Here is an 18,943-nt window from a genome sequence, read left to right on the forward strand (position 1 = left end):
CGTATTTGATGACTAGAATTCAGGCATCTGTTTTAATTCGCGGTAAATGACGCGGCCGAAATCCTGGAGTGTTTTTGTTTTGTTCACATATCGGTGGCACTTATTTCGCAATCGCTATAGGTTGAACCATGCAAAATACGATTCGCATCGTCGGCATCGATCCCGGGCTTCGCCGCACCGGCTGGGGAATCATCGAGACATTAGGCAATTCCCTGCGGTTTGTGGCATCTGGAACCGTGACCTCTGATGGAGACATGGACCTTGCCTCCCGCCTTTGCCAATTGCACGACGGCCTGGCGGAGATCGTCCACAGTTACAAGCCGGATGAGGCCGCCGTCGAACAGACCTTCGTCAACAAGGATGCGGTGGCGACCCTGAAGCTTGGCCAGGCCCGCGGCATCGCCATGCTGGTGCCGGCGCGCGCCGGGCTGCCGGTCTCCGAATATGCCCCGAACGCCGTGAAGAAGGCCGTCATCGGCGTCGGCCACGGCGAAAAGCAGCAGATCCACATGATGCTGAAGATCCTGATGCCGAAGGTCGAATTCAAGGGCCACGACGCAGCCGACGCTCTGGCGATCGCCATCTGCCATGCGCATAATCGCGGCAGCAACCGGATGCGACAGGCGCTGGCTGGGTAGTGTGTTCTTGACTTGTTCTGTCGGTAAGGATAATTCTTACCACGAAGGAGCAACAAGATGCGTGTTACGTCCAAAGGGCAGGTCACCATTCCTCGCGATCTCAGAGAACTTGTCGGCATCGAGGCCAACAGCGAGGTCATTTTCTCGATAGAGGGCGGCAAGCTCGTTCTCTCGCCGAAGAACGGCAAGCAGGAGATCGAGGATCGGGGTCGCCTGGATCGTTTCATGCAGACGGTCCGTCGCCTCGAGGGCACTGGCGATCAGGAGATCGATGCCGAAGACCTTATGTCGATGACCCGTGATCGCTGATGGCCACACTTGTCGACACGAACATACTTGTCGATCTGGCCGTGGTCGGTTCGGACTGGCATGGTTGGTCGCGTCGAAAGATGCTTGAGGTCTTCAAAGACGGTCCTGTCCTCATAAACCCGATCATCTATTCCGAATTTTCCGTTCGGTACGACGACGTGGACGAAGTCGATCGACTGCTGCCGCAGGATGAATTCCGCCGCGAGAATCTGCCTTGGCCGGCTGCATTCGCCGCTGCTGCGGCCTTCCGGCTTTATCGTCGCGCCGGCGGTGGGCGCGAACGGATCTTGCCCGATTTCTTCATCGGCGCGCATGCGGCGATAAGGGGCTACAGAATTTTGACCCGCGATCCCAGCGGATACCGCTCCTATTTCCCCTCCGTTGACCTTATAACCCCCGAAACGCATCCTTGAGAGACCGCGACTTATGATCGGCAAGCTGAAAGGCACCATAGACGAGATCGGCGAAGACTATGTGCTCGTCGATGTGCACGGCGTCTGCTACGTCGCCCATTGCTCGGCGCGTACCCTATCCAAGCTCGGCTCAGTTGGTGAAGCCTGCGTACTGTTCATCGAAACCTATGTGCGCGAGGATCAGTTGAGGCTCTTCGGATTCATGACCGCGCTGGAGCGGGAATGGTTCAACCTGCTCCAGAGCGTTCAGGGCGTCGGCGCCAAGGTGGCGCTCGCTGTGCTCTCGACGCTGACGCCAGGCGAACTTGCCAATGCGATCGCCCTGCAGGATCGCGCCGCCGTCTCGCGCGCGCCGGGCGTCGGTCCCAAAGTGGCGATGCGCCTCGTCACCGAGCTCAAGAGCCGGGCGCCGGCCTTTGCCGGGGAAGCGATCAATATCGCCCTCAAGCAGGAACTCGGCGAAGGTGTCGCGGCCGCGCCTGTCGCCGATGCGGTTTCCGCGCTGACCAACCTCGGCTATTCCCGCGACCAGGCGGCGAACGCGATCGCCGCGGCAATGAAGACTGCAGGCGATGGCGCCGACAGCGCCAAGCTGATCAGGCTGGGGTTGAAGGAGCTGGCGCGGTGAAAGGCCGGAAAACCGATGATGGAATGTCGAGGCAGCCGTTTTTTGGTGTATTGGTGTGACAGGTTTCAAAACGGAATGAGAGCATGAGTGAACCCGCCCGCCTGATATCGCCGGAAAAGCGGGGCGAAGACCTTGATATTACGTTGCGCCCGCAATCGCTGGACGAGTTCACCGGCCAGGCGGAAGCGCGCGCCAATCTCAAGGTCTTCATCGAGGCGGCGAAAAACCGCGGCGAAGCGCTGGACCATGTGCTCTTCGTCGGGCCGCCCGGCCTTGGCAAGACGACGCTGGCGCAGATCATGGCCAAAGAGCTCGGCGTCAATTTCCGCTCAACGTCGGGCCCTGTCATCGCCAAGGCCGGCGATCTCGCTGCCCTGCTCACCAATCTCGAGGAGCGCGACGTGCTCTTCATCGACGAGATCCATCGCCTCAATCCCGCCGTCGAGGAAATCCTCTATCCGGCCATGGAAGATTTCCAGCTCGACCTCATCATCGGGGAAGGCCCTGCCGCTCGCTCGGTGAAGATCGACCTGTCGAAATTCACGCTGGTGGCGGCCACCACCCGCCTCGGCCTGTTGACGACGCCGCTGCGCGACCGCTTCGGCATTCCGGTACGCTTGAGCTTCTACACCGTCGAGGAGCTGGAACTGATCGTGCGCCGTGGCGCGCGGCTGATGAACCTGCCGATCACCGAGGAGGGCGCCCGCGAGATCGCAAGACGCGCCCGTGGCACCCCGCGCATCGCCGGCCGTCTGCTGCGGCGCGTACGCGACTTTGCCGAGGTGGCAAGGGCAGAAGCCGTCACCCGAGAAATCGCCGACGAGGCGCTGACCCGCCTGCTGGTCGACAATGTCGGCTTCGATCAGCTCGACAAACGTTACCTCAACATGATCGCGGTCAATTTCGGCGGCGGCCCGGTCGGCATCGAAACCATCGCCGCCGGCCTTTCCGAGCCGCGTGACGCGATCGAGGACATCATCGAGCCCTACATGATCCAGCAGGGTTTCATTCAGCGCACGCCACGCGGCCGTGTTCTGACCGCAATCGCGTGGAAACATCTGGGAATGCAACCACCTAAGGATATGGAGGCTGCGCAGTTCCGGCTGTTCCAGGAGGACAACTGAGTGATCACCCGCCGCGGATTTTTGAAGGTTCTCGGCGGCAGTGTCGCAGGCGTCATGTCGCTCGGTGGTTATGCCTTCGCCTATGAACCACTCGCGCGGCTCGCCATCACCCGCTACCGGCTGACGCCGCCGGGATGGGCGCCCGGGCTCAAGCTCCGCATCGTCGCGCTCGCCGATCTCCATGCCTGCGAACCCTGGATGTCRGCAAGCCGCATTGCCGCGATCTGCCATAGGGCAAATGAACTCGAAGGCGATATCACCGTCCTGCTCGGCGACTATGCCGCCGGCATGAACATGGTGACGCAATACGTGCATTCGAGCCAATGGTCGAAGGCGCTCGCCACCTTGCAGGCTCCTCTCGGCGTCCATGCGGTCATGGGCAACCACGATTGGTGGGAGGACAGGACCGCCCAGAAGAACGGCGGGATGGAAACATTCGGACATCGGGCCCTCGCCGACGTCGGAATCCCGGTCTACGGCAACCGCGCCGTTCGGCTCGAAAAGGATGGCCGCGGCTTTTGGCTCGCAGGCCTCGAAGATCAGCTGGCGCTGCTGCCGGGCCGGAAGTGGGGCCGCACGCAGATGCTCGGCCTCGACGATCTCGAGGGAACGATGGCGCAGATTACGGACGATGCGCCCGTCATGCTGCTCGCTCATGAGCCCGATATCTTTCCGCGCGTGCCCGAGCGTGTCTCGCTGACGCTATCGGGCCACACGCATGGCGGACAGATCCGTTTCCTCGGCCGTTCGCCGATCGTGCCCTCGCGCTACGGCAATCGCTACGCCTATGGCCATATCGTTGAAGAGGAGCGTAATATCATCGTTTCCGGCGGGCTTGGCTGCTCCATTGCACCCGTCCGCTTCGGCGTGCCGCCGGAAATTGTCGTGATCGATCTTGGATAAGAATGGCATGACCAAGCGCATTCACATCCGCCTGAGTGCAGGCGGTCGGCGTTTCAACTATCGCATCGCCGGCCTCGGTTTTCGCGATGGCCATGTGCTCGTTCATCGCGCCGTACACGAGCCCTTCTGGACTTTTCCGGGCGGTCGGGCGGAGATAGGCGAAACGTCGGAAGAGACGCTGAAGCGCGAGATGGTGGAGGAACTGGGCGTTGAGGTGACCGTCCATCGCCTGCTGTGGATCGTCGAGAATTTCTTCCACTACGAACAGCGCGATTGGCACGAACTCGGCTTCTATTATCTGATGGACATCCCGCCGGAATTCCCCTTCCGGCCGGGCGAGATCACCCATCGGGTCGAGGACGGCGACAACTATCTCGAGTTCAAATGGGTGCCCGCGACGCGCGATGCCCTGACCGCACTCGACATCCCGCCCTATTTCATCGCCGATGAAATCGAAACCCTTCCCGTTTCGCCACGTCATCTCGTCTGGCGGGACGGCGATCTCGACGGCAAAGACTGACACAAGCAATTCAAGGTGTTACAGCGCCCTTTGCGCGCCTCAAAAGGCGCCCGGAGCTGTAGCCAAAAGCGCTTAAAGAGGAGACGCGCCGATGCCGACCTACGATCCTGTCAGGCCATTCCGCAAACTTGCCTATAACAACGCCCTTGCCAACCGCCGGCTGCTTCAAGCTTGCGCGGCATTGAAGCCTGGCGAATTCGAAGCGCAACGCACAAGCTTCTTTCCCTCGATCAAGGAAACCTTGAACCATATCATCACGGTCGACTGGTTCTATGTCGACGGCCTGGAAGGCGGCACGCTCGGGCTCAAGGCTTTCGAGATCGACGAACCGTTCGATGACGTTTCCTCGCTGGCAGAAGCCCAGGCGAAGGTCGATCAGCGCCTGGTGGCGCTTTGCGAGGCCCTGACGCCGGAGAGGCTCACCTCGACCATCAGCCTCCATCGCGGTGCCCGCATTCAAGAAGAGCGGATGGATGACGTGCTCGGCCACCTCTTCCAACATCAGACCCATCATCGCGGACAGGTGCATGCGATGCTCTCCGGCACCAGCATCGCTCCGCCGCAACTCGACGAATTCATAGTTGCCGACGATGCGCGGTTTCGCGGCGCAGAACTCACCGCGCTCGGCTGGAGCGAAGAAACGCTGATGCGCTGATTTCAAAGTGTTAAAGCGTCCTTAGCGCGTCCTATCGGACGCGCTGCGCTTAATCCTGCAGCCGCCTCTTCAGCCCGTCGATGATTGTCTTCGTCAGAAGGTCGTAATTCTCGTCGAAGTGATGATCGCCCGGCAGTTCGATAACCTCGGCGCCGCTATCCTTCAGCGCCGGACAGGCGACATCGTCATCGTCGTCTTTGCCGTAGATGCATTGCACGAGCTTCGGATCGATGTTCTTCAGATCGCCGACGGGATCGCCTCCCGCCCCTTCCGTCTTCTGGCCGAGCCAGCCGAGAACGGAGATGACGTAGTCGACTTCGTGCGAAAGCGACAGCAGCGACAATTGCGCCACCGCCGATTTTTCGGCTGGCTTGAGGAGCTGGTAGGTGGCGGGCACGACATCGGCACCGAAGGAATAACCGACGAGCAGCACATGCTTCACCTTCCACTGCTTGCGGTAAAAATCGATGATCTTCGAAAGATCGGCGGCTGTCTCCTCCGGCTTGCGCTCCTTCCAGAAATAGTGGAGCGAATCGACGCCGACGACCGGAATACCTTCCTTCTGCAGCGTGCCGCCGACCTCCTTGTCGATGTCGCGCCAGCCGCCGTCGCCGGAATAGATCACCGCCATCGTATCGAGGGCCGGCGTTGCCTCGAGCACAGCCAGCGGCAGGCCGAGCGGGTTGCCGAAGGCGCCGGAGGCGGTGACGAGATCGTCGAGCGTATCGGCAAACGCCGTCTGCGCATCGTCGGTGGAATCGCGGATCTCGATCGCGTCATGGGCCTTCTTCAGCGCCTCGGCATGCGCCCGACCATCCTTGTTGGCATCAGGCGTGAAGACGGTAACGATCGGGTCCGGCAGGACGCCGTCGCTGAGGCCATAGACCGTGCGTTCGCCGACCACTTGCTTGGACGCTGGCGTGCAAAGCTCCTTGGCAAGCGGAATGCCGGCGACCGGATTAACGGCAAGTGTCTGGCCGATCGTCGCATCCGGCGTTTGCGCGGCAATCGCCAGCGCTAAGGCCCCGCCCTCGCCGATGCCGGCGACGATCGGCAGGTGATAGGCGTTGTTGCCGGTCGCGCGCTGCACCTGCTGGCTCAGCGATTCGATGTCCGACACCATGTAGACGCAGCCGTCGTTGAGGCTGACGTCATACCGGCCGAGCGCCTGGATATAGGAGGGAAAGTCGACGCCGATGACAACGGCGCCTTCGGCGACCAACCTGTCGGCTTCGGCCTTCTCATAGTCGCCCCAGCCGGCCGCATCCGAGATCAGCATCACCGTGCCCTTCACCTCCCCTTCCGGCAGGAAGATGTGCGGCGACGGGATGAGCCCGGTTTCGAAGCTCTGCGTGGTCTCCTCGGCGGCGTCAGCCGGTGCGGCCGCGAGCATGCAGGCGCATGCCGTGGCAAGAAGGATTGTCCTGATCATTTTCTCACTACCCCTTTCAATCCGCCCCCAATCAGAAATGTCGCGTCCATCAACGCGATCATCGGATTGCCCCCTCCGGAGACCGCAAGATAGCGCGGTTGCCAGTGCGGATGAAACTTGGATTTGAATGCCCGAAGGCCTTTGAAGTTATAGAAGCGCTCGCCGTGTTCGAAAACGGTGCTGCCGATGCGGTCCCAGACGGGCGCCGCCTCGCGTTTCGACATGCCGGAGAGAGGCGCCATGCCGAGATTGAAGTGGGTGAAACCCTGCTCTCGCAGATATTCCATGATCTGCACGAAGAGAAAGTCCATCGAGCCCTTCGGCGCGTCCGGCGAGAAGCGCATGAGATCGATCGTGCCCTCCTGTCTGGATTCGGTCACGAGGATATTGGCGAAGGCGACGATCCTGCCGTCCTTTTTCAAGATGCCGACCGGCTGCGAGGAGACATAATCGAAATCGAACGCGCCGAGCGAGAAGCCCTTTTCCTTGGCATTGTGATGCTCGAGCCAAGCCGTGGAAACGGCGGCTAGATCATCGATGACCGAAGACAAGTCCTGCGGTTCGACGACGGCGAATTCCAGCCCGTCGCGCTGGGCGCGGCTTGCCGTCTGGCGAAGGTTCGCCCATTTGCCGCCCTTCATCTCGAAGGTCCTGAGATCGGCCACCGCCAGTTCGCCGAGCTTGAAGGCGCGCAGGCCAGCATCGGCGCAATGAGACAGCAGCGCCGGCGATATCTGATAGAACACCGCCCGGCAGCCGGCGGCACGCGCCGCTTCGACGAAACGCCAGACGAGTTCCTGCACGGCGCGATGGTCGCCGACCGGATCGAACAGCGCGATCCAGGAGCGGCCCTGCCGGCCATACATGATGAAGGCATCGCCGTTTTCCGAGAACATGATGCTCTTGTCGCCCATGCGCACGAGATTGGCATCCGCATTGCCCTGCTTCATGACGATCTCGACGGCACGCACCAGCGCCTCGTCCGTCGCCTGCTCCGGCCGGAAGCTCGCCGGCCGGAGCAGGCTGAAGACGGCGATCGCCGACGAGATGATGGTGATGCCGAGCACGGCGCGCAGCCCGCGCGGCGCTTCGGCCGTGAATTCGAACTGCCACCAGAGCTGGTTGCTGTATTCGACGTCGCGATAGACGAAGAGCAGGATGACGACGGCGCCGACGACGATCACGGCGATCGCCATCAGCCAGGACGCCGTCAGCGCCTGGTTGAGCAGCGAGGCCTGGCGGGTAAAGAGCCGGCGGCTGACGAAGAGCCCGAAGATGAGGAAGGCAAGAAAAGCGGCTTCGACAAGCGCGATCGCCTTCAGCAGCGACAAAGTCAACGCGGCAAGCGCCGAGAACACGGCAACCCACCAGGCGCCGTCGAGCCGCTGGCCGAGGCCGCGCGCGGCGACGACGAGTGCCAGCCCCAGCAGGCTGGAGAGGAAATGCGCCCCTTCGACCATCGGCAGCGGCAGATAGTTGGAGAGGAATTCGAGGTTCTGGTCCGGCGTCGGCGTGACGCTCGAAAACACCAGCATGACGCCAAGCAGCAGCGCGAGAGCCGACAGCAGCTGCGGCATCAGCCGTCCGCCGATGCGCCGCATGCTGGAGGCAGCCGGATGGTCGACGAAACGACGCAGCTCCGCCGCCGAGACCGCGAGCACGGCGATCAGCAGCGGCAGCACATGGTAGACCAGCCGGTAGAGCACCAGCGATCCGAGCACGGCATCGATGTTCACCGCGCTGCCGAGCGAGGCGATGATCACGGTCTCGAACACGCCGAGCCCGGCCGGAACGTGGCTGAGCACGCCGAGACCGACGGCGATCGCATAGACGGCGAGGAAGACCGGCCAGCCGATGGCCGTCTGCGGCAGCAGCACATAGAGCACGGACGCCGAGGCGGCGATATCGAAGGCTGTGACGAGGAACTGGCGCGACCAGGTACGCGAATCCGGCAGGCGGATTGCCACAGGGCCAAGATCGAGCACGCGCCCGTCACGGCCGATAATCATCACCGCGCCCAGAATGGCGACGATCGAGCCGGCGATCAGCCGCAGGAGGAAGGGGCTGACGCCGATCAGCGGGCCGATCTCGTCGGCGATGACGATGAGGGCGATCGCCGCGACGCCCGCAAGCCCCAATCCGAAGGACAGCGTGACGAAGGCGATGATGCGGCCGATATCCTCCGGCGAGAGCCCGAGGCGCGTATAGGCACGGTAGCGGATCGCGCCGCCCGAAAGCGCGCCGAAACCGGCGGTGTTGCCGACGGCATAGGCGCTGAACGCCGTCAACGCCACATGCGGAAAGGGCAGCTTCTTGCCGATGTACTCGATGGYGTTGAGATCGTAGAAGATCAGCGAGAGGAAACTGAGCGCCGTGAAGAACAGCGCAAGCAGGATCGCGCTCGGCCTGGTCGCCGCCAGCGCACCGACGACGTCGTCATAGCGCACCTCGTTGGTGAGCTGCACGATCGCGTAACCGACGAGGCAGAAGACCACCAGTGACGCGGCGGCCAGCAAAGGCGTTCTGTAACGCCTGAAAAGCCCGCGAAAAGAAAACCCGTCCGTTTCTTCCATCTCTTCCAAATTGCCGTGCCCCGACATTCTCGTACCCTGCTGCAACTGCCAGCTTGGCGGGAATCATTTCGAAAGACGTAACATGAGAGGCATATAAGCTCTATGAAGCCATGCCGCCGCTACCCCAGCCCCGCCGCCTGCGCCTCAATCATCCTCAATTGGGGCGAATTTGCGCAGGCGGGCGTCACGGTGCATTGCATTTTCGTAAGCTTCGGAAGAGCCTTGCCCTCGACGGAGAGTTGAGACGCAGGAGAACGGTTCGATATGCAGGATGGTTCGGCCTTTGTGATGCTTGCCCTCGGACGTCTGCTGCTGGGCGGTCTCTATGTCGCTGGCGGCATTCATCATTTTTTCGTCATCGTGCCGCTGACCGAGGCGATCGAAACCCGCGGCGTCCCTTTTGCGAAATGGGTGCTGGTCTTGGGCAGCCTGTTTCAGATCGTCGCGGGCATCCTGCTGATGCTCGGCCTTTTTGTCACGGCAGCGGCATTCGGTCTCATCATCTTCACGCTGGCCGCCACCGTCATGCTGCTGAATTTCTGGGACATGCAGGGAACGGCGCGCGACAGCGCGATCAATACCTGGAAGACGAACATGGCGATCATCGGCGGCCTGCTGATCGCAGCCGCCGGCGCGATGTGAGGCGGTTCATGCCGCCGGCTCGCCGCCCGCCCGCGCATGCGCGGCGTAGCGCGCGACGGCAGCATCCACCTCCGCATCGCGGTCGCCCGCCACCTGCACCGTCGGCACGGCGAATTCGATGCCGTTTTCCTGGAAGGCATTGCGGATCATCGCCAGCGCATTGCGGCGGATGACGAATTGCTCGCCGGGCTTCGTCATCATCGACAGCCGGATTTCGATCGCGAATTCGCCGAACTGCTCGACACCCTTCATCTTCAGCGTCTCGATGATATGAGGGCCGAATTCCGGATTTTCGAGCAGCGTCTGGCCGATCTGCTTGATCACCTTCTTCGCCTTGACGAGATCGGTGTCGTATTTGACGTTGAGGCTGATCTTGTCGATCGTCCAGTCGCGATTGAGGTTCTTCACTGCGCCGAGTTCGCCGAACGGCACCGTCGTCAGCGGCCCGCGATGATGCCTGAGCTTCACCGAGCGCAGGCTGAAGGCCTCGACTACGCCCTTGTGGCTGCCGCTTTCGATATATTCGCCAATGCGGAAGGCATCGTCCCAGAGATAGAACATGCCGCTGATGACGTCCTTGACGATGGTCTGAGCGCCGAAGCCGACCGCAACGCCGACGACACCGGCGCCGGCGATCAGCGGCCCGATCTCGATACCGAGTCCGGAGAGCACCATCAGAGCGGCAATGACGGCGATCACGACGGCGAGAATATTGCGGAAGATCGGCAACAGCGTCTGTATCCGCGCGCGTTTGGCCTTCTCCTCATCCGTTGCTCCGCCATCCACGGATGAATCGAGCAGCTTGCCGTCGATATAAGCCTTGATGACATGCCAGAGCAGATCGGCGGCAAGCAGGATGACGATGCCGCCGATTACGCCGCGCGCGATCTTGTCGATCATCGTTTCGCCGGCGGCCATCGTATCGGCACCGACGCCGAGCATACGCCCAAGCCAGATGGCGGCGACGGCAATGATCAGCGCCCGCACGCCGCGGTCGAGCAGTACGGCTGCAATGCGGCGCGTGGCAAGGAAGCTCGCTTCGGTCTGCTGCAGCGATTTTACCGCAATCGTCGAGACGGCAAGCACGCGCGGCAGCAGCAGCACGTAAATGCCGAGCCAAAGCAGCCAGTTGAAGCCTGCGACCCAGAGGCTCCAGAGCACCAGGAAATAGACGGTGAGCGCCCAGGAGGTCCCGTGACCGCGCTTCTCGTCCTTGTGCGGCCGCGACCAGACCGCCTCGATCGCGATCAGCAACAGGCCTATGCCGAGGATGTAGCCGATGAGGAGCCGGACGCTCGAGGAATAGCCGAGCGGCTCCATCGACTGGATCACCGCCCAGCCGAATATGAAATAGATGACGAAAGTCGCACAGCGCCGATACCAGAAGAATGCAACCGCGCGCGCCGGCATGATCGCAGCGGTGACACCCTGCCGTTCTTCCTCCACCCGCGCCAGCCCGATGAGATCGACCAGGACACCTCCGAGGCAAATCGTGAAGCGCTGGACCACGAGCGCGACAACGCAAACGATCGCGATGCTCTGGCTGACCGGCGGCCAGCTGACGCTAAGAAGAGCAAGCGCCGTCGCCACGGCAAAGATCATCGCCGGGATGACGCGCGGGGCAAGATGCATGCCCGCCATCTGCGCCGCCTGGCGGCGGCGCCGAAAGGCATAGCGGGCAATGCGCTCGACGATGGTGCCGAGCAGGAAAATCGCCAGAAACTGCGCCGCCATGCGCGGCCAGCCGGCGGCGGCGATTTCACCGAAGAACAGCGAAGAAGCATGGCCGACCTGTGAGGGCAGCATCATCGCCGCATCGGAGACCATCGAGACGTGCCGGCGGGCATGCTGGAGCAGACCTGACAAGACCGACATCTGGTCGCCGACCGCGGAATCGCTCGCCGGCGCCGCCGCCATCTGCGTCGACATCCATTGTTTGACCTGAGGCGTCTGCATGAGCTCCATCATCTCACGCACCTCGGCCGGTGGGGCGGCCGCCGGCACTTGCGCTGGCGGCGTCTGGGAAAAGCCAGGCGCAGCCGCCGAAAAAAGCGCAAGCAATGCCAGTATGCCGAATATGASGGCCTTCAAGCCCCMTGCCATGCCACGCTCCATGACCGCCTCCAATGAAATGTCGGTCGCTTGTGCAAAGCAGCGCCGACATTTTGCAATGGATACTCGCGACCGTTGCCGCCAGCAAGCAGTAGGAAACCCATACTGATGGCTAGAGCCTTTCCTGGTCAGATTGCAGCATTCTGTTGGCTCAAACGGAGTCGGATGGTCGACCGGCCGGCGCGCGTCGTAGCCCAGCTCTACGGCCAAGCCGGCCGGTCGATCAGCCGGCCCGTTTCAGCCAACCCGAAGGGCCGGGCATCTTTGCGCCAGGGCAGAGGCGATCGGCTCGGACGTACCAAGAGGTATGCCCTGACGAAAACCTGCTCGGGCAGAATGCTGCAATCTGACCAGGAAAGGCTCTAGGAAAGGTCAACGTCGCCGCCTCCTCGAAACGAAACGCCGCGCTCGCCATTTCAGGATGACGGATTTGCCGGAACCGTGAGTGAAGTCGCTTGCCTTCAGGATTTCGCGACCGGTTTTTCCACGTGGCCGCCGAAGCCCGCGCGCATCGCCGACAGCACCTTGTTGGCGAATTCGTCGTTATCGCGCGAGGAGAAGCGGCCGTAGAGTGCAGCGCTCAGCACCGGCGTCGGCACGCTTTCGTCGATTGCCGCCATGATCGTCCAGCGGCCTTCGCCGCTGTCCGAGACGCGGCCGGCATATTTCGAAAGTGCGGGATCGGCATGCAGCGCATCGGCCGTGAGATCGAGCAGCCAGGAGGTGATGACGCTGCCGCGGCGCCAGACTTCGGCGACATCCTGCAGGTTGAAGTCATATTGGAAATGTTCCGGATGAGCGAGCGGCGCGGTTTCCGCATCGGCCTCATGCGAGGCGGCGCCGATATTGGCGTGTTTCAGAATATTGATACCTTCGGCATAGGCGGCCATCAGGCCATATTCGATGCCGTTATGCACCATTTTGACGAAATGACCGGCGCCATGCGGGCCGCAATGCAGGTAACCCTGCTCCGCGGTGCTGGCAGCAGCCGCTTCGGCGCTCCGGTTCGGCGAGGCTTCCGTCTTGCCGACGCCGGGTGCCAGCGTTGCGAAGACGGGAGAAAGGTGCTCGACGATGCCCTTCTCGCCGCCGATCATCAGGCAATAGCCGCGCTCGAGGCCGAAGACGCCGCCGCTGGTGCCGACATCGACATAATGGATACCTTTGGTGATGAGTTCGGCGCCGCGGCGGATATCGTCGTGGTAGTAGGAGTTACCGCCGTCGATGACGATATCGCCATTCTCAAGCAGCGGCATCAGGCTCGCCAGCACCTTGTCGACGATCGCCGCCGGCAGCATCAGCCAGATCGCGCGCGGATGGGTCAGCTTCGAGACGAATTCCGCAAGCGAAGCACTGCCGGTCGCGCCGAGGCCGGCGAGCTCGGCAACGCTTTCCGGCCTGGCGTCGTAAACGACGCATTCGTGACCGCCCCGCATCAAGCGCTGGACCATATAATTGCCCATGCGGCCCAAACCAACCATGCCAAGCTGCATAATGAATCTCCTGGAAACCGAAGTGAAGTATCGAATCCGGAAATTAGCACCCGCAGTGTGACAGGCAAGCAAAGTCTCGGTGATATCGGCGAATGCGACGATTGCACCGCCGATCTCGCTGAGATCGACGTATCGTCAAATGTCCGGCGCGCTGGCCGGCTCACCCTTCATTTCGCTGAGGAACATGCCCTCGCGCAGATTGATGCCATATTCAACGAAAGCCTTCATGCAGCAGAGCATCTGCGTCCAGCCTTCGCAATTGAGATAGGTGCCGCGCCGGCCAGCATCGTCTTCGCGCCAGCCGGTCTCGGCGATCGTCACCAGCGTCCCGCCATCCTCCAGCGGCTTGAAGTTCATCTCGACCAGCGTCTTGTATCTTGCCTCGTCCTCGCCAGTGCCGCCATCCCAGCGAAGCACGATGCGGCTTTCCGGCAYGAGTTCGACGACCTCGACTGGCGCATCCTTCCACCAGGTGACCGTCGTGCCCTTCACGAGCGGCGCGCTCGCCCCACCGATCGTGGTGAAATAGCTGCTGAGCTTCTTCGGGTTGACGACGGCATCGAACACCTCTGCAACGGGGCGACCGACACGGCCGGAAATGCGGATTCCGAGAGACATGACACTTCTCCTCTTCTCCAGTGTGTCTGTTCCATTGTCCTTGGCGCCATTATGTTATAAAAATATAACATGTCAAGCGAATCAACCGACGACCCCGTTTTCAAGGCGCTGGCGCATCATCGCCGCCGCGAAATCCTCGATCTGCTCAAGGATGGCCCCCGAACCACGGGGACCCTTTGCGAGACGTTTCCGCAGATGGATCGCTGTACGGTGATGCAGCATCTGAAGGTGCTGGAAGAGGCTGACCTGGTCATCGCCAGGAAGGAAGGCCGCGAGCGCTGGAACCACCTGAACAGCCTGCCGATCAAACACATCTATGACCGCTGGATCAGCACCTATGCCGGACATTCCCTGTCGATTCTCGACCGGCTGAAAGACGACCTCGAGGGCCAGCCCGAATAATGATCCGGCCGCCCAACAGCTTGCTTGCCGGCCAGCCCAAGCCTTATGCTGGCCAAAACGGCACGGGATCAGGCAGATGACGATATCGGGCGCCGGCATACGCCGCAGGCGGCTGCTGCGCAGCATGAAGCAGGAACATCTCGCCGAACTCCTCGGCGTCAACCAGGCGACGGTCTCACGCTGGGAGCGCGATCAGCTCGCCCTGTCGGGCGAACAGGCCGCCAAGCTGGAACGGATTTTCGCCTCACCGCAATATGCAGCAGTCGATACGGCGCTGAAACGGCTGGTCGAGGATTCCGTCCGGCCGGTGCATCTGATCTGCGACCGCACCCACCGGCTGCTCTCCGCCTCCCGCCCGAGGCAGGCAGAGTGGCGGGCGCCGCTCGGCGCCTTTCTCGGCCGCTCCCTATTCTCTTATGTATCCGCCGAAATCGCCGCCGCCGAGCAGTCGCTGGAGGAGCGCGGCTGGCATGAGGGCAGGCTCTCGTCGTTGACCCTCGATACCGGCGCGAACGGCAATGCGCTGCTGCCGATCGCCGCCGGCCGCGTGACCTGGGAACGGATCATGCTTTCCGACGGCAGCACTGGCCGCCTTGTTACGACCATCGGCTGAGCCTCAAGCTTTCCTGCACGCCCATGCATAATTTATGCGTTGTCTGAAAACCTTAGTCTTTATAGCGTCCGCCGCCGAACGGTCAGGAGACGATGTGATGACGATACTGGTGACGGGAAGTGCCGGCCATCTCGGCGAAGCGCTGATGCGGACCTTGAGGGCGGAAAGCCGCTGGGTGCGCGGCATCGATATCAAGCCCTCGGCTTTTACCGACATGGTCGGCTCGATCAGTGATCGCGCGTTCGTCCGGCAGGCGATGTCAGGCATCAGCCACGTCATCCATGCCGCGACGCTGCACAAACCGCATGTGGCAACCCACGGCAATTACGATTTCCTCGACACCAATATCGCCGGCACCCTCAACCTGCTCGAAGAAGCGGTCGCAGCAGGCGTTGCAAGCTTCGTCTTCACCAGCACCACCAGCACCTTCGGTGCGGCATTAACGCCGGCTGCCGGCGAACCGGCGGCATGGGTGACTGAGGACGTGCTTCCCGTCGCGAAAAACATCTACGGCGTAACGAAACTCGCCGCCGAAGGCTTGTGCGAACTCTTCGCCCGCAAGTCCGGCCTGCCGGTGGTCATTCTCAGGACGTCGCGTTTCTTTCCCGAAAACGACGACAATCCTGATATTCGTAACGGCTATTCGGCAGAGAATGCCCAGGCCAACGAGCTTCTTCACCGCCGCGTCGATATCAGCGACGTGGTCAGCGCCCATCTGCTGGCGCTCGAAAAGGCGCCGGCAATCGGCTTTGGCCGCTACATCATCTCCGCCACGACGCCGTTTTCGGCAAGTGATCTCGCCGCGATCCGGCGCGACGCGCCTCACGTCGTCGAACGACTGTTCCCGGGTGCAGGCGCCCTTTACGCATCACGCGGCTGGAAGATGTTTCCTTCGCTCGACCGTGTCTATGTCAACGAACGCGCAAGGCGGGAACTCGGCTGGCAGCCGCGATATGATTTCCGTTTCGTGCTCGATTGCCTGCGCGACAACAGGGAGTGGCGAAGCCCTTTGGCGCTGAATGTCGGCTCCAAGGGCTACCACGATGAGGTCTTCGCCGAAGGGCCTTACCCGGTCGGATAGAGCAGCAGCTGGAATGCGGACACGCGAAAGCCCGACTTCCTCTCCAGCATGACGCTTTCGCTGAGAAGTGTCATCCAGATATCACGATCCCGTCATAGACCGTCTGCCGGGGATATGTGGCGACGAAATCCAGGGCGTGTTGTGCCATCGGGAAATCGAATCCAGGCCGGGGTGTCATTTGAAGCGGTGTCCAGCCTGCGGGCGGAAGCCGTTTCGAGAGCGCTTTTGACCGAGAGGGTATTTCCATGAAGAATGTCAGACCATACGCATCGCGGCTGTTCGCCGCGGTTCTCGCGGCATCCGCCGCCGCGCCAGTCGTCGCAATGGCCGAGAATTCCGCCACCGTCGGCGGCCTCACCTTCGTCAACAAGGGCTTGGTGGGCATCGGCCGCATTCCGGCCAACCAGCGTGACAAATTCGGCGAGACCTTCGGTTCCGGCTCGGGCATGGCGATCGATCCCGCCGCCTGGAGCCGCGACGGCGCCGGCTACAAGGGCACGCTCTACCTGTTGCCCGACCGCGGTTACAACGCCGTCGGCACCGTTGATTACCGGCCACGTCTGAACACCATCTCGATCGGCCTGACGCCGACCGCTCCGGGTGCGGCACCCGAGGTCGGCAAGGAACAGTCGGGCGTCGACGCAAAGCTCGTCGATTCCACACTCTTCGTCGACGACAGGGGCGGCGACATGACCGGTCTCGACCCGGAATCCGGCGTCCGCCCCGCTGCCGGTAGTTTTCCCGCGCTGCCGCAGGCGACGAACGGCAAGATCGCGCTCGACAATGAAGCCATCATCCGCATGGCCGACGGCAGCATGTTCGTCAGCGACGAATACGGGCCTTATATCTATCACTTCGCCGCTGACGGACACCTGCTCTCCGCCACCCAGCCGCCGAAGGCGCTTTTGCCGATGCGCAAGGGCGCGTTGAGCTTTGCCTCCAACAATCCCGGCTCCGGCGCCTCCGCTCCGGACCCGAAAGATCCGGAGACCGGCCGCCAGAACAACCAGGGTCTCGAAGGCATGGCGATGACGCCTGATGGCAAGTTCATCATCGCTGTGCTGCAGTCGGTCGCCCGCCAGGACGGCGGCGATTCCGGCTCGACCCGCCAGAATACCCGCGCCATGATCTATGACGCCGCCGATCCCGATCACTTGAAACTGGTGCACGAATATGTCGTGCCGCTGCCGGACTTCAAGGACGCCAAGGACAAGACGACGATCGCCGCCGAGAGCGAAATCGTCGCCCTGTCCGACAAGACCTTCCTGATGCTCGCCCGCGACAGCGGCAACGGCCAGGGCCTGAAGGGCGACACCTCGCTCTACCGCAAGGTCGACATCGTCGACATTTCCGCCGCGACCGACATCGCCGGCAGCGATTTCGATGACGGCAAGCCGATCGCGCCGAAGGGCGTCATCGATCCCTCGCTGACGCCGGCGACGCTGACACCCTTCATCGACCTCAACGACAAGACCGATCTCACCCGCTTCGGCCTGCACAACGGCGCGCCGAACGACAAGAACAATCTGTCGGAAAAGTGGGAAGCCATGGGTCTGGCGAGCGTTCTCGACCCGAACCTGCCGGACGACTACTTCCTGTTCGTCGCCAATGACAACGACTTCTTGACGCAGGATGGTTTCCAGGTGGGTGCCGCCTACAAGGCGGACGGCGGTGCCGACGTCGACACCATGTTCCAGGTCTTCCAGGTCACCCTTCCAGGTCTGAAGAAGTAACGGACGCGCTGAAGAAGGGCGAACGGGCAACCCGCGTTCGCCCGCCATATCCGGCGTCTTCGCTGAAAATGGAAGGAAACGGTGCGATCCACGACCACCGATGGATGTTTACGATCCTGGGTGCCTACAAACGTAGGTGGGCGCCGTGTGTCCAGGCCCACGGGCCTGGCCAGGGACAGCTCCCTTTGGATCGAGTATGGCCCCAGGGATTGTGGTTCCTGTCGAGAGGCGCAGACCGCATGGCGATATATAAGGTCGTTTGTGCTGGCGCGCCAGTGGCGACGGAAGGCCGCCCCTATTTAATTGAGATCAATTGAGTTCGGGGGCGGACCGGCCGTTCAGCTTGTCGGTGATGCCGCGGATGCGGCTCGACACTTCACTGAGCGCTGCCGCAAGATTTTCCTCGGTCCGGGCGGTGGCTGCAAGCACCGTATCGCGATTGCCGCGCAGCGTCTCGAGCTCGGACTCCAACCCGGCGACGCGGCGCGTCAGCTCGGCAATCTCGTCCGTGATCATGATGCCGGCCATGACGGTGATCCTGAGATCGCCGATTTCCCCGAACTGATCCTTGAGATGGCCGACATAGCGGTCGAAGCGGGTGGCGAGATCGGTCAGGTGATCCTCCTGCCCCTCCTCGCAGGCCATGCGATAGGCCTTGCCGTCGATCGTTACCGTCACCTGCGCCATGCCAAACTCTTTCTATCAGCGATCCAGAACCGCGCGGATCGTTTCCATGGCCGTCACCAGCCGCCGCGATACCTCGCGATTGACCTCTTCCAGCCGGTTGGCGCGGAATTCGGCCTGGTCGAGCTCCTGCGCCAGCCGGGAACGGTCGGCGTGCACACGCCGCACCTCGCCCTCGATCTCGCCCTGCTCGCGCTGCCGCTCGACGCGCATGTCGACGGCGTTTTCGAGGCTCGATATCGCCTGTCTCAATTCGTTGAGCGCTGCTTCCATGGTTTTGCCTGTGGGCATCATGTCTTTCCGATTCCCGCGCAGGATCCGCGAATCGGCACGCCGCGCCGATCCTGCGATTTCAAAAGGATATGCAGCT

The 18,943-nt window shown here is 62.1% G+C and carries 20 protein-coding genes and 1 other RNA gene; 13 read left to right on the plus strand and 8 right to left on the minus strand.

Features of this window, described 5'->3' with window-relative positions; all coding sequences use genetic code 11:
* The first annotated feature begins 128 nt into the window (after positions 1-128).
* The 8 genes from ruvC to AC1ECN_RS00350 all read left to right on the plus strand — a co-directional run bounded on the left by ruvC (position 129) and on the right by AC1ECN_RS00350 (position 5,190).
* Positions 129-638 carry a crossover junction endodeoxyribonuclease RuvC gene (gene ruvC / locus AC1ECN_RS00315; RefSeq protein WP_130673068.1) on the plus strand — a complete coding sequence of 170 codons (510 nt, stop codon included), beginning with the start codon at positions 129-131 and terminating at the stop codon, positions 636-638.
* Positions 639-695: 57 nt separating this feature from the next.
* Positions 696-947: an AbrB/MazE/SpoVT family DNA-binding domain-containing protein gene (locus AC1ECN_RS00320; RefSeq protein ID WP_018069007.1), complete on the plus strand. Its 252-nt coding sequence runs from the start codon at positions 696-698 to the stop codon at positions 945-947.
* Positions 947-1,360, plus strand: coding sequence for a type II toxin-antitoxin system VapC family toxin (locus AC1ECN_RS00325; RefSeq protein ID WP_027689293.1), 414 nt, complete (start codon positions 947-949; stop codon positions 1,358-1,360). Before AC1ECN_RS00320 ends, AC1ECN_RS00325 begins: the two co-directional genes overlap by 1 nt.
* A gap of 13 nt (positions 1,361-1,373) precedes the next feature.
* Positions 1,374-1,988, plus strand: a complete 615-nt coding sequence (gene ruvA / locus AC1ECN_RS00330) for a Holliday junction branch migration protein RuvA (protein ID WP_130673069.1) — start codon at positions 1,374-1,376, stop codon at positions 1,986-1,988.
* Between the two features lie 83 nt (positions 1,989-2,071).
* A complete protein-coding gene (gene ruvB, locus AC1ECN_RS00335; protein WP_003552548.1) occupies positions 2,072-3,112 on the plus strand; it encodes a Holliday junction branch migration DNA helicase RuvB in 1,041 nt (346 codons plus the stop codon).
* A complete protein-coding gene (locus AC1ECN_RS00340) occupies positions 3,113-4,015 on the plus strand; it encodes a metallophosphoesterase (RefSeq protein WP_027689294.1) in 903 nt (300 codons plus the stop codon). It abuts the gene before it with no gap.
* Positions 4,016-4,022: 7 nt separating this feature from the next.
* Positions 4,023-4,535 (plus strand): NUDIX hydrolase, encoded by a 513-nt coding sequence (locus AC1ECN_RS00345; protein ID WP_027689295.1) that lies wholly within the window; start codon positions 4,023-4,025, stop codon positions 4,533-4,535.
* Between the two features lie 91 nt (positions 4,536-4,626).
* A complete protein-coding gene (locus tag AC1ECN_RS00350; protein WP_027689296.1) occupies positions 4,627-5,190 on the plus strand; it encodes a DinB family protein in 564 nt (187 codons plus the stop codon).
* Between the two features lie 49 nt (positions 5,191-5,239).
* Here AC1ECN_RS00350 and AC1ECN_RS00355 read toward each other — a convergent pair whose 3' ends face one another.
* Positions 5,240-6,622, minus strand: coding sequence for a virulence factor family protein (locus AC1ECN_RS00355; RefSeq protein WP_027689297.1), 1,383 nt, complete (start codon positions 6,620-6,622; stop codon positions 5,240-5,242).
* Positions 6,619-9,222, minus strand: coding sequence for a bifunctional lysylphosphatidylglycerol flippase/synthetase MprF (gene mprF, locus AC1ECN_RS00360; protein WP_477951833.1), 2,604 nt, complete (start codon positions 9,220-9,222; stop codon positions 6,619-6,621). Before mprF ends, AC1ECN_RS00355 begins: the two co-directional genes overlap by 4 nt.
* 237 nt (positions 9,223-9,459) lie before the next feature.
* Between mprF and AC1ECN_RS00365 the strand changes: the two genes are divergently transcribed.
* Positions 9,460-9,837, plus strand: coding sequence for a DoxX family protein (locus tag AC1ECN_RS00365; RefSeq protein ID WP_027689298.1), 378 nt, complete (start codon positions 9,460-9,462; stop codon positions 9,835-9,837).
* 6 nt (positions 9,838-9,843) lie between these two features.
* Here AC1ECN_RS00365 and AC1ECN_RS00370 read toward each other — a convergent pair whose 3' ends face one another.
* The 3 genes from AC1ECN_RS00370 to AC1ECN_RS00380 form a co-directional block, all read right to left on the minus strand.
* Complete coding sequence (locus AC1ECN_RS00370; RefSeq protein ID WP_477951835.1) at positions 9,844-11,952, minus strand: mechanosensitive ion channel family protein; 2,109 nt, start codon at positions 11,950-11,952, stop codon at positions 9,844-9,846.
* Between the two features lie 458 nt (positions 11,953-12,410).
* Positions 12,411-13,442, minus strand: coding sequence for a phosphogluconate dehydrogenase (NAD(+)-dependent, decarboxylating) (gene gnd, locus AC1ECN_RS00375; protein WP_018072895.1), 1,032 nt, complete (start codon positions 13,440-13,442; stop codon positions 12,411-12,413).
* A gap of 135 nt (positions 13,443-13,577) precedes the next feature.
* Positions 13,578-14,060 (minus strand): SRPBCC domain-containing protein, encoded by a 483-nt coding sequence (locus AC1ECN_RS00380; protein WP_477951838.1) that lies wholly within the window; start codon positions 14,058-14,060, stop codon positions 13,578-13,580.
* 69 nt (positions 14,061-14,129) lie between these two features.
* Here AC1ECN_RS00380 and AC1ECN_RS00385 point away from each other — a divergent pair, with 69 nt between their 5' ends.
* The 4 genes from AC1ECN_RS00385 (at position 14,130) to AC1ECN_RS00400 (ending at position 17,889) form a co-directional block, all read left to right on the plus strand.
* A complete protein-coding gene (locus AC1ECN_RS00385) occupies positions 14,130-14,462 on the plus strand; it encodes an ArsR/SmtB family transcription factor (RefSeq protein ID WP_018072893.1) in 333 nt (110 codons plus the stop codon).
* Positions 14,463-14,538: 76 nt separating this feature from the next.
* Positions 14,539-15,075, plus strand: coding sequence for a helix-turn-helix domain-containing protein (locus AC1ECN_RS00390; RefSeq protein ID WP_130673071.1), 537 nt, complete (start codon positions 14,539-14,541; stop codon positions 15,073-15,075).
* A 97-nt stretch (positions 15,076-15,172) separates the two neighbouring features.
* Positions 15,173-16,156 (plus strand): NAD-dependent epimerase/dehydratase family protein, encoded by a 984-nt coding sequence (locus AC1ECN_RS00395; protein WP_075225401.1) that lies wholly within the window; start codon positions 15,173-15,175, stop codon positions 16,154-16,156.
* Between the two features lie 245 nt (positions 16,157-16,401).
* Entirely contained in the window at positions 16,402-17,889 is a 1,488-nt protein-coding gene (locus AC1ECN_RS00400) for an esterase-like activity of phytase family protein (protein WP_477951840.1), read from the plus strand.
* A gap of 81 nt (positions 17,890-17,970) precedes the next feature.
* Here the strand turns inward: AC1ECN_RS00400 and ssrS are convergent.
* The 3 genes from ssrS to AC1ECN_RS00415 form a co-directional block, all read right to left on the minus strand.
* A non-coding RNA gene (ssrS, locus tag AC1ECN_RS00405) (6S RNA) lies at positions 17,971-18,129 on the minus strand.
* A 69-nt stretch (positions 18,130-18,198) separates the two neighbouring features.
* Positions 18,199-18,576, minus strand: coding sequence for a cell division protein ZapA (locus AC1ECN_RS00410; protein WP_003542783.1), 378 nt, complete (start codon positions 18,574-18,576; stop codon positions 18,199-18,201).
* Between the two features lie 15 nt (positions 18,577-18,591).
* Entirely contained in the window at positions 18,592-18,867 is a 276-nt protein-coding gene (locus tag AC1ECN_RS00415) for a DUF4164 domain-containing protein (RefSeq protein ID WP_012758879.1), read from the minus strand.
* Positions 18,868-18,943: the final 76 nt, after the last annotated feature.

The sequence above is a fragment of the Rhizobium sp. 01N447_2 genome (assembly GCF_056399245.1).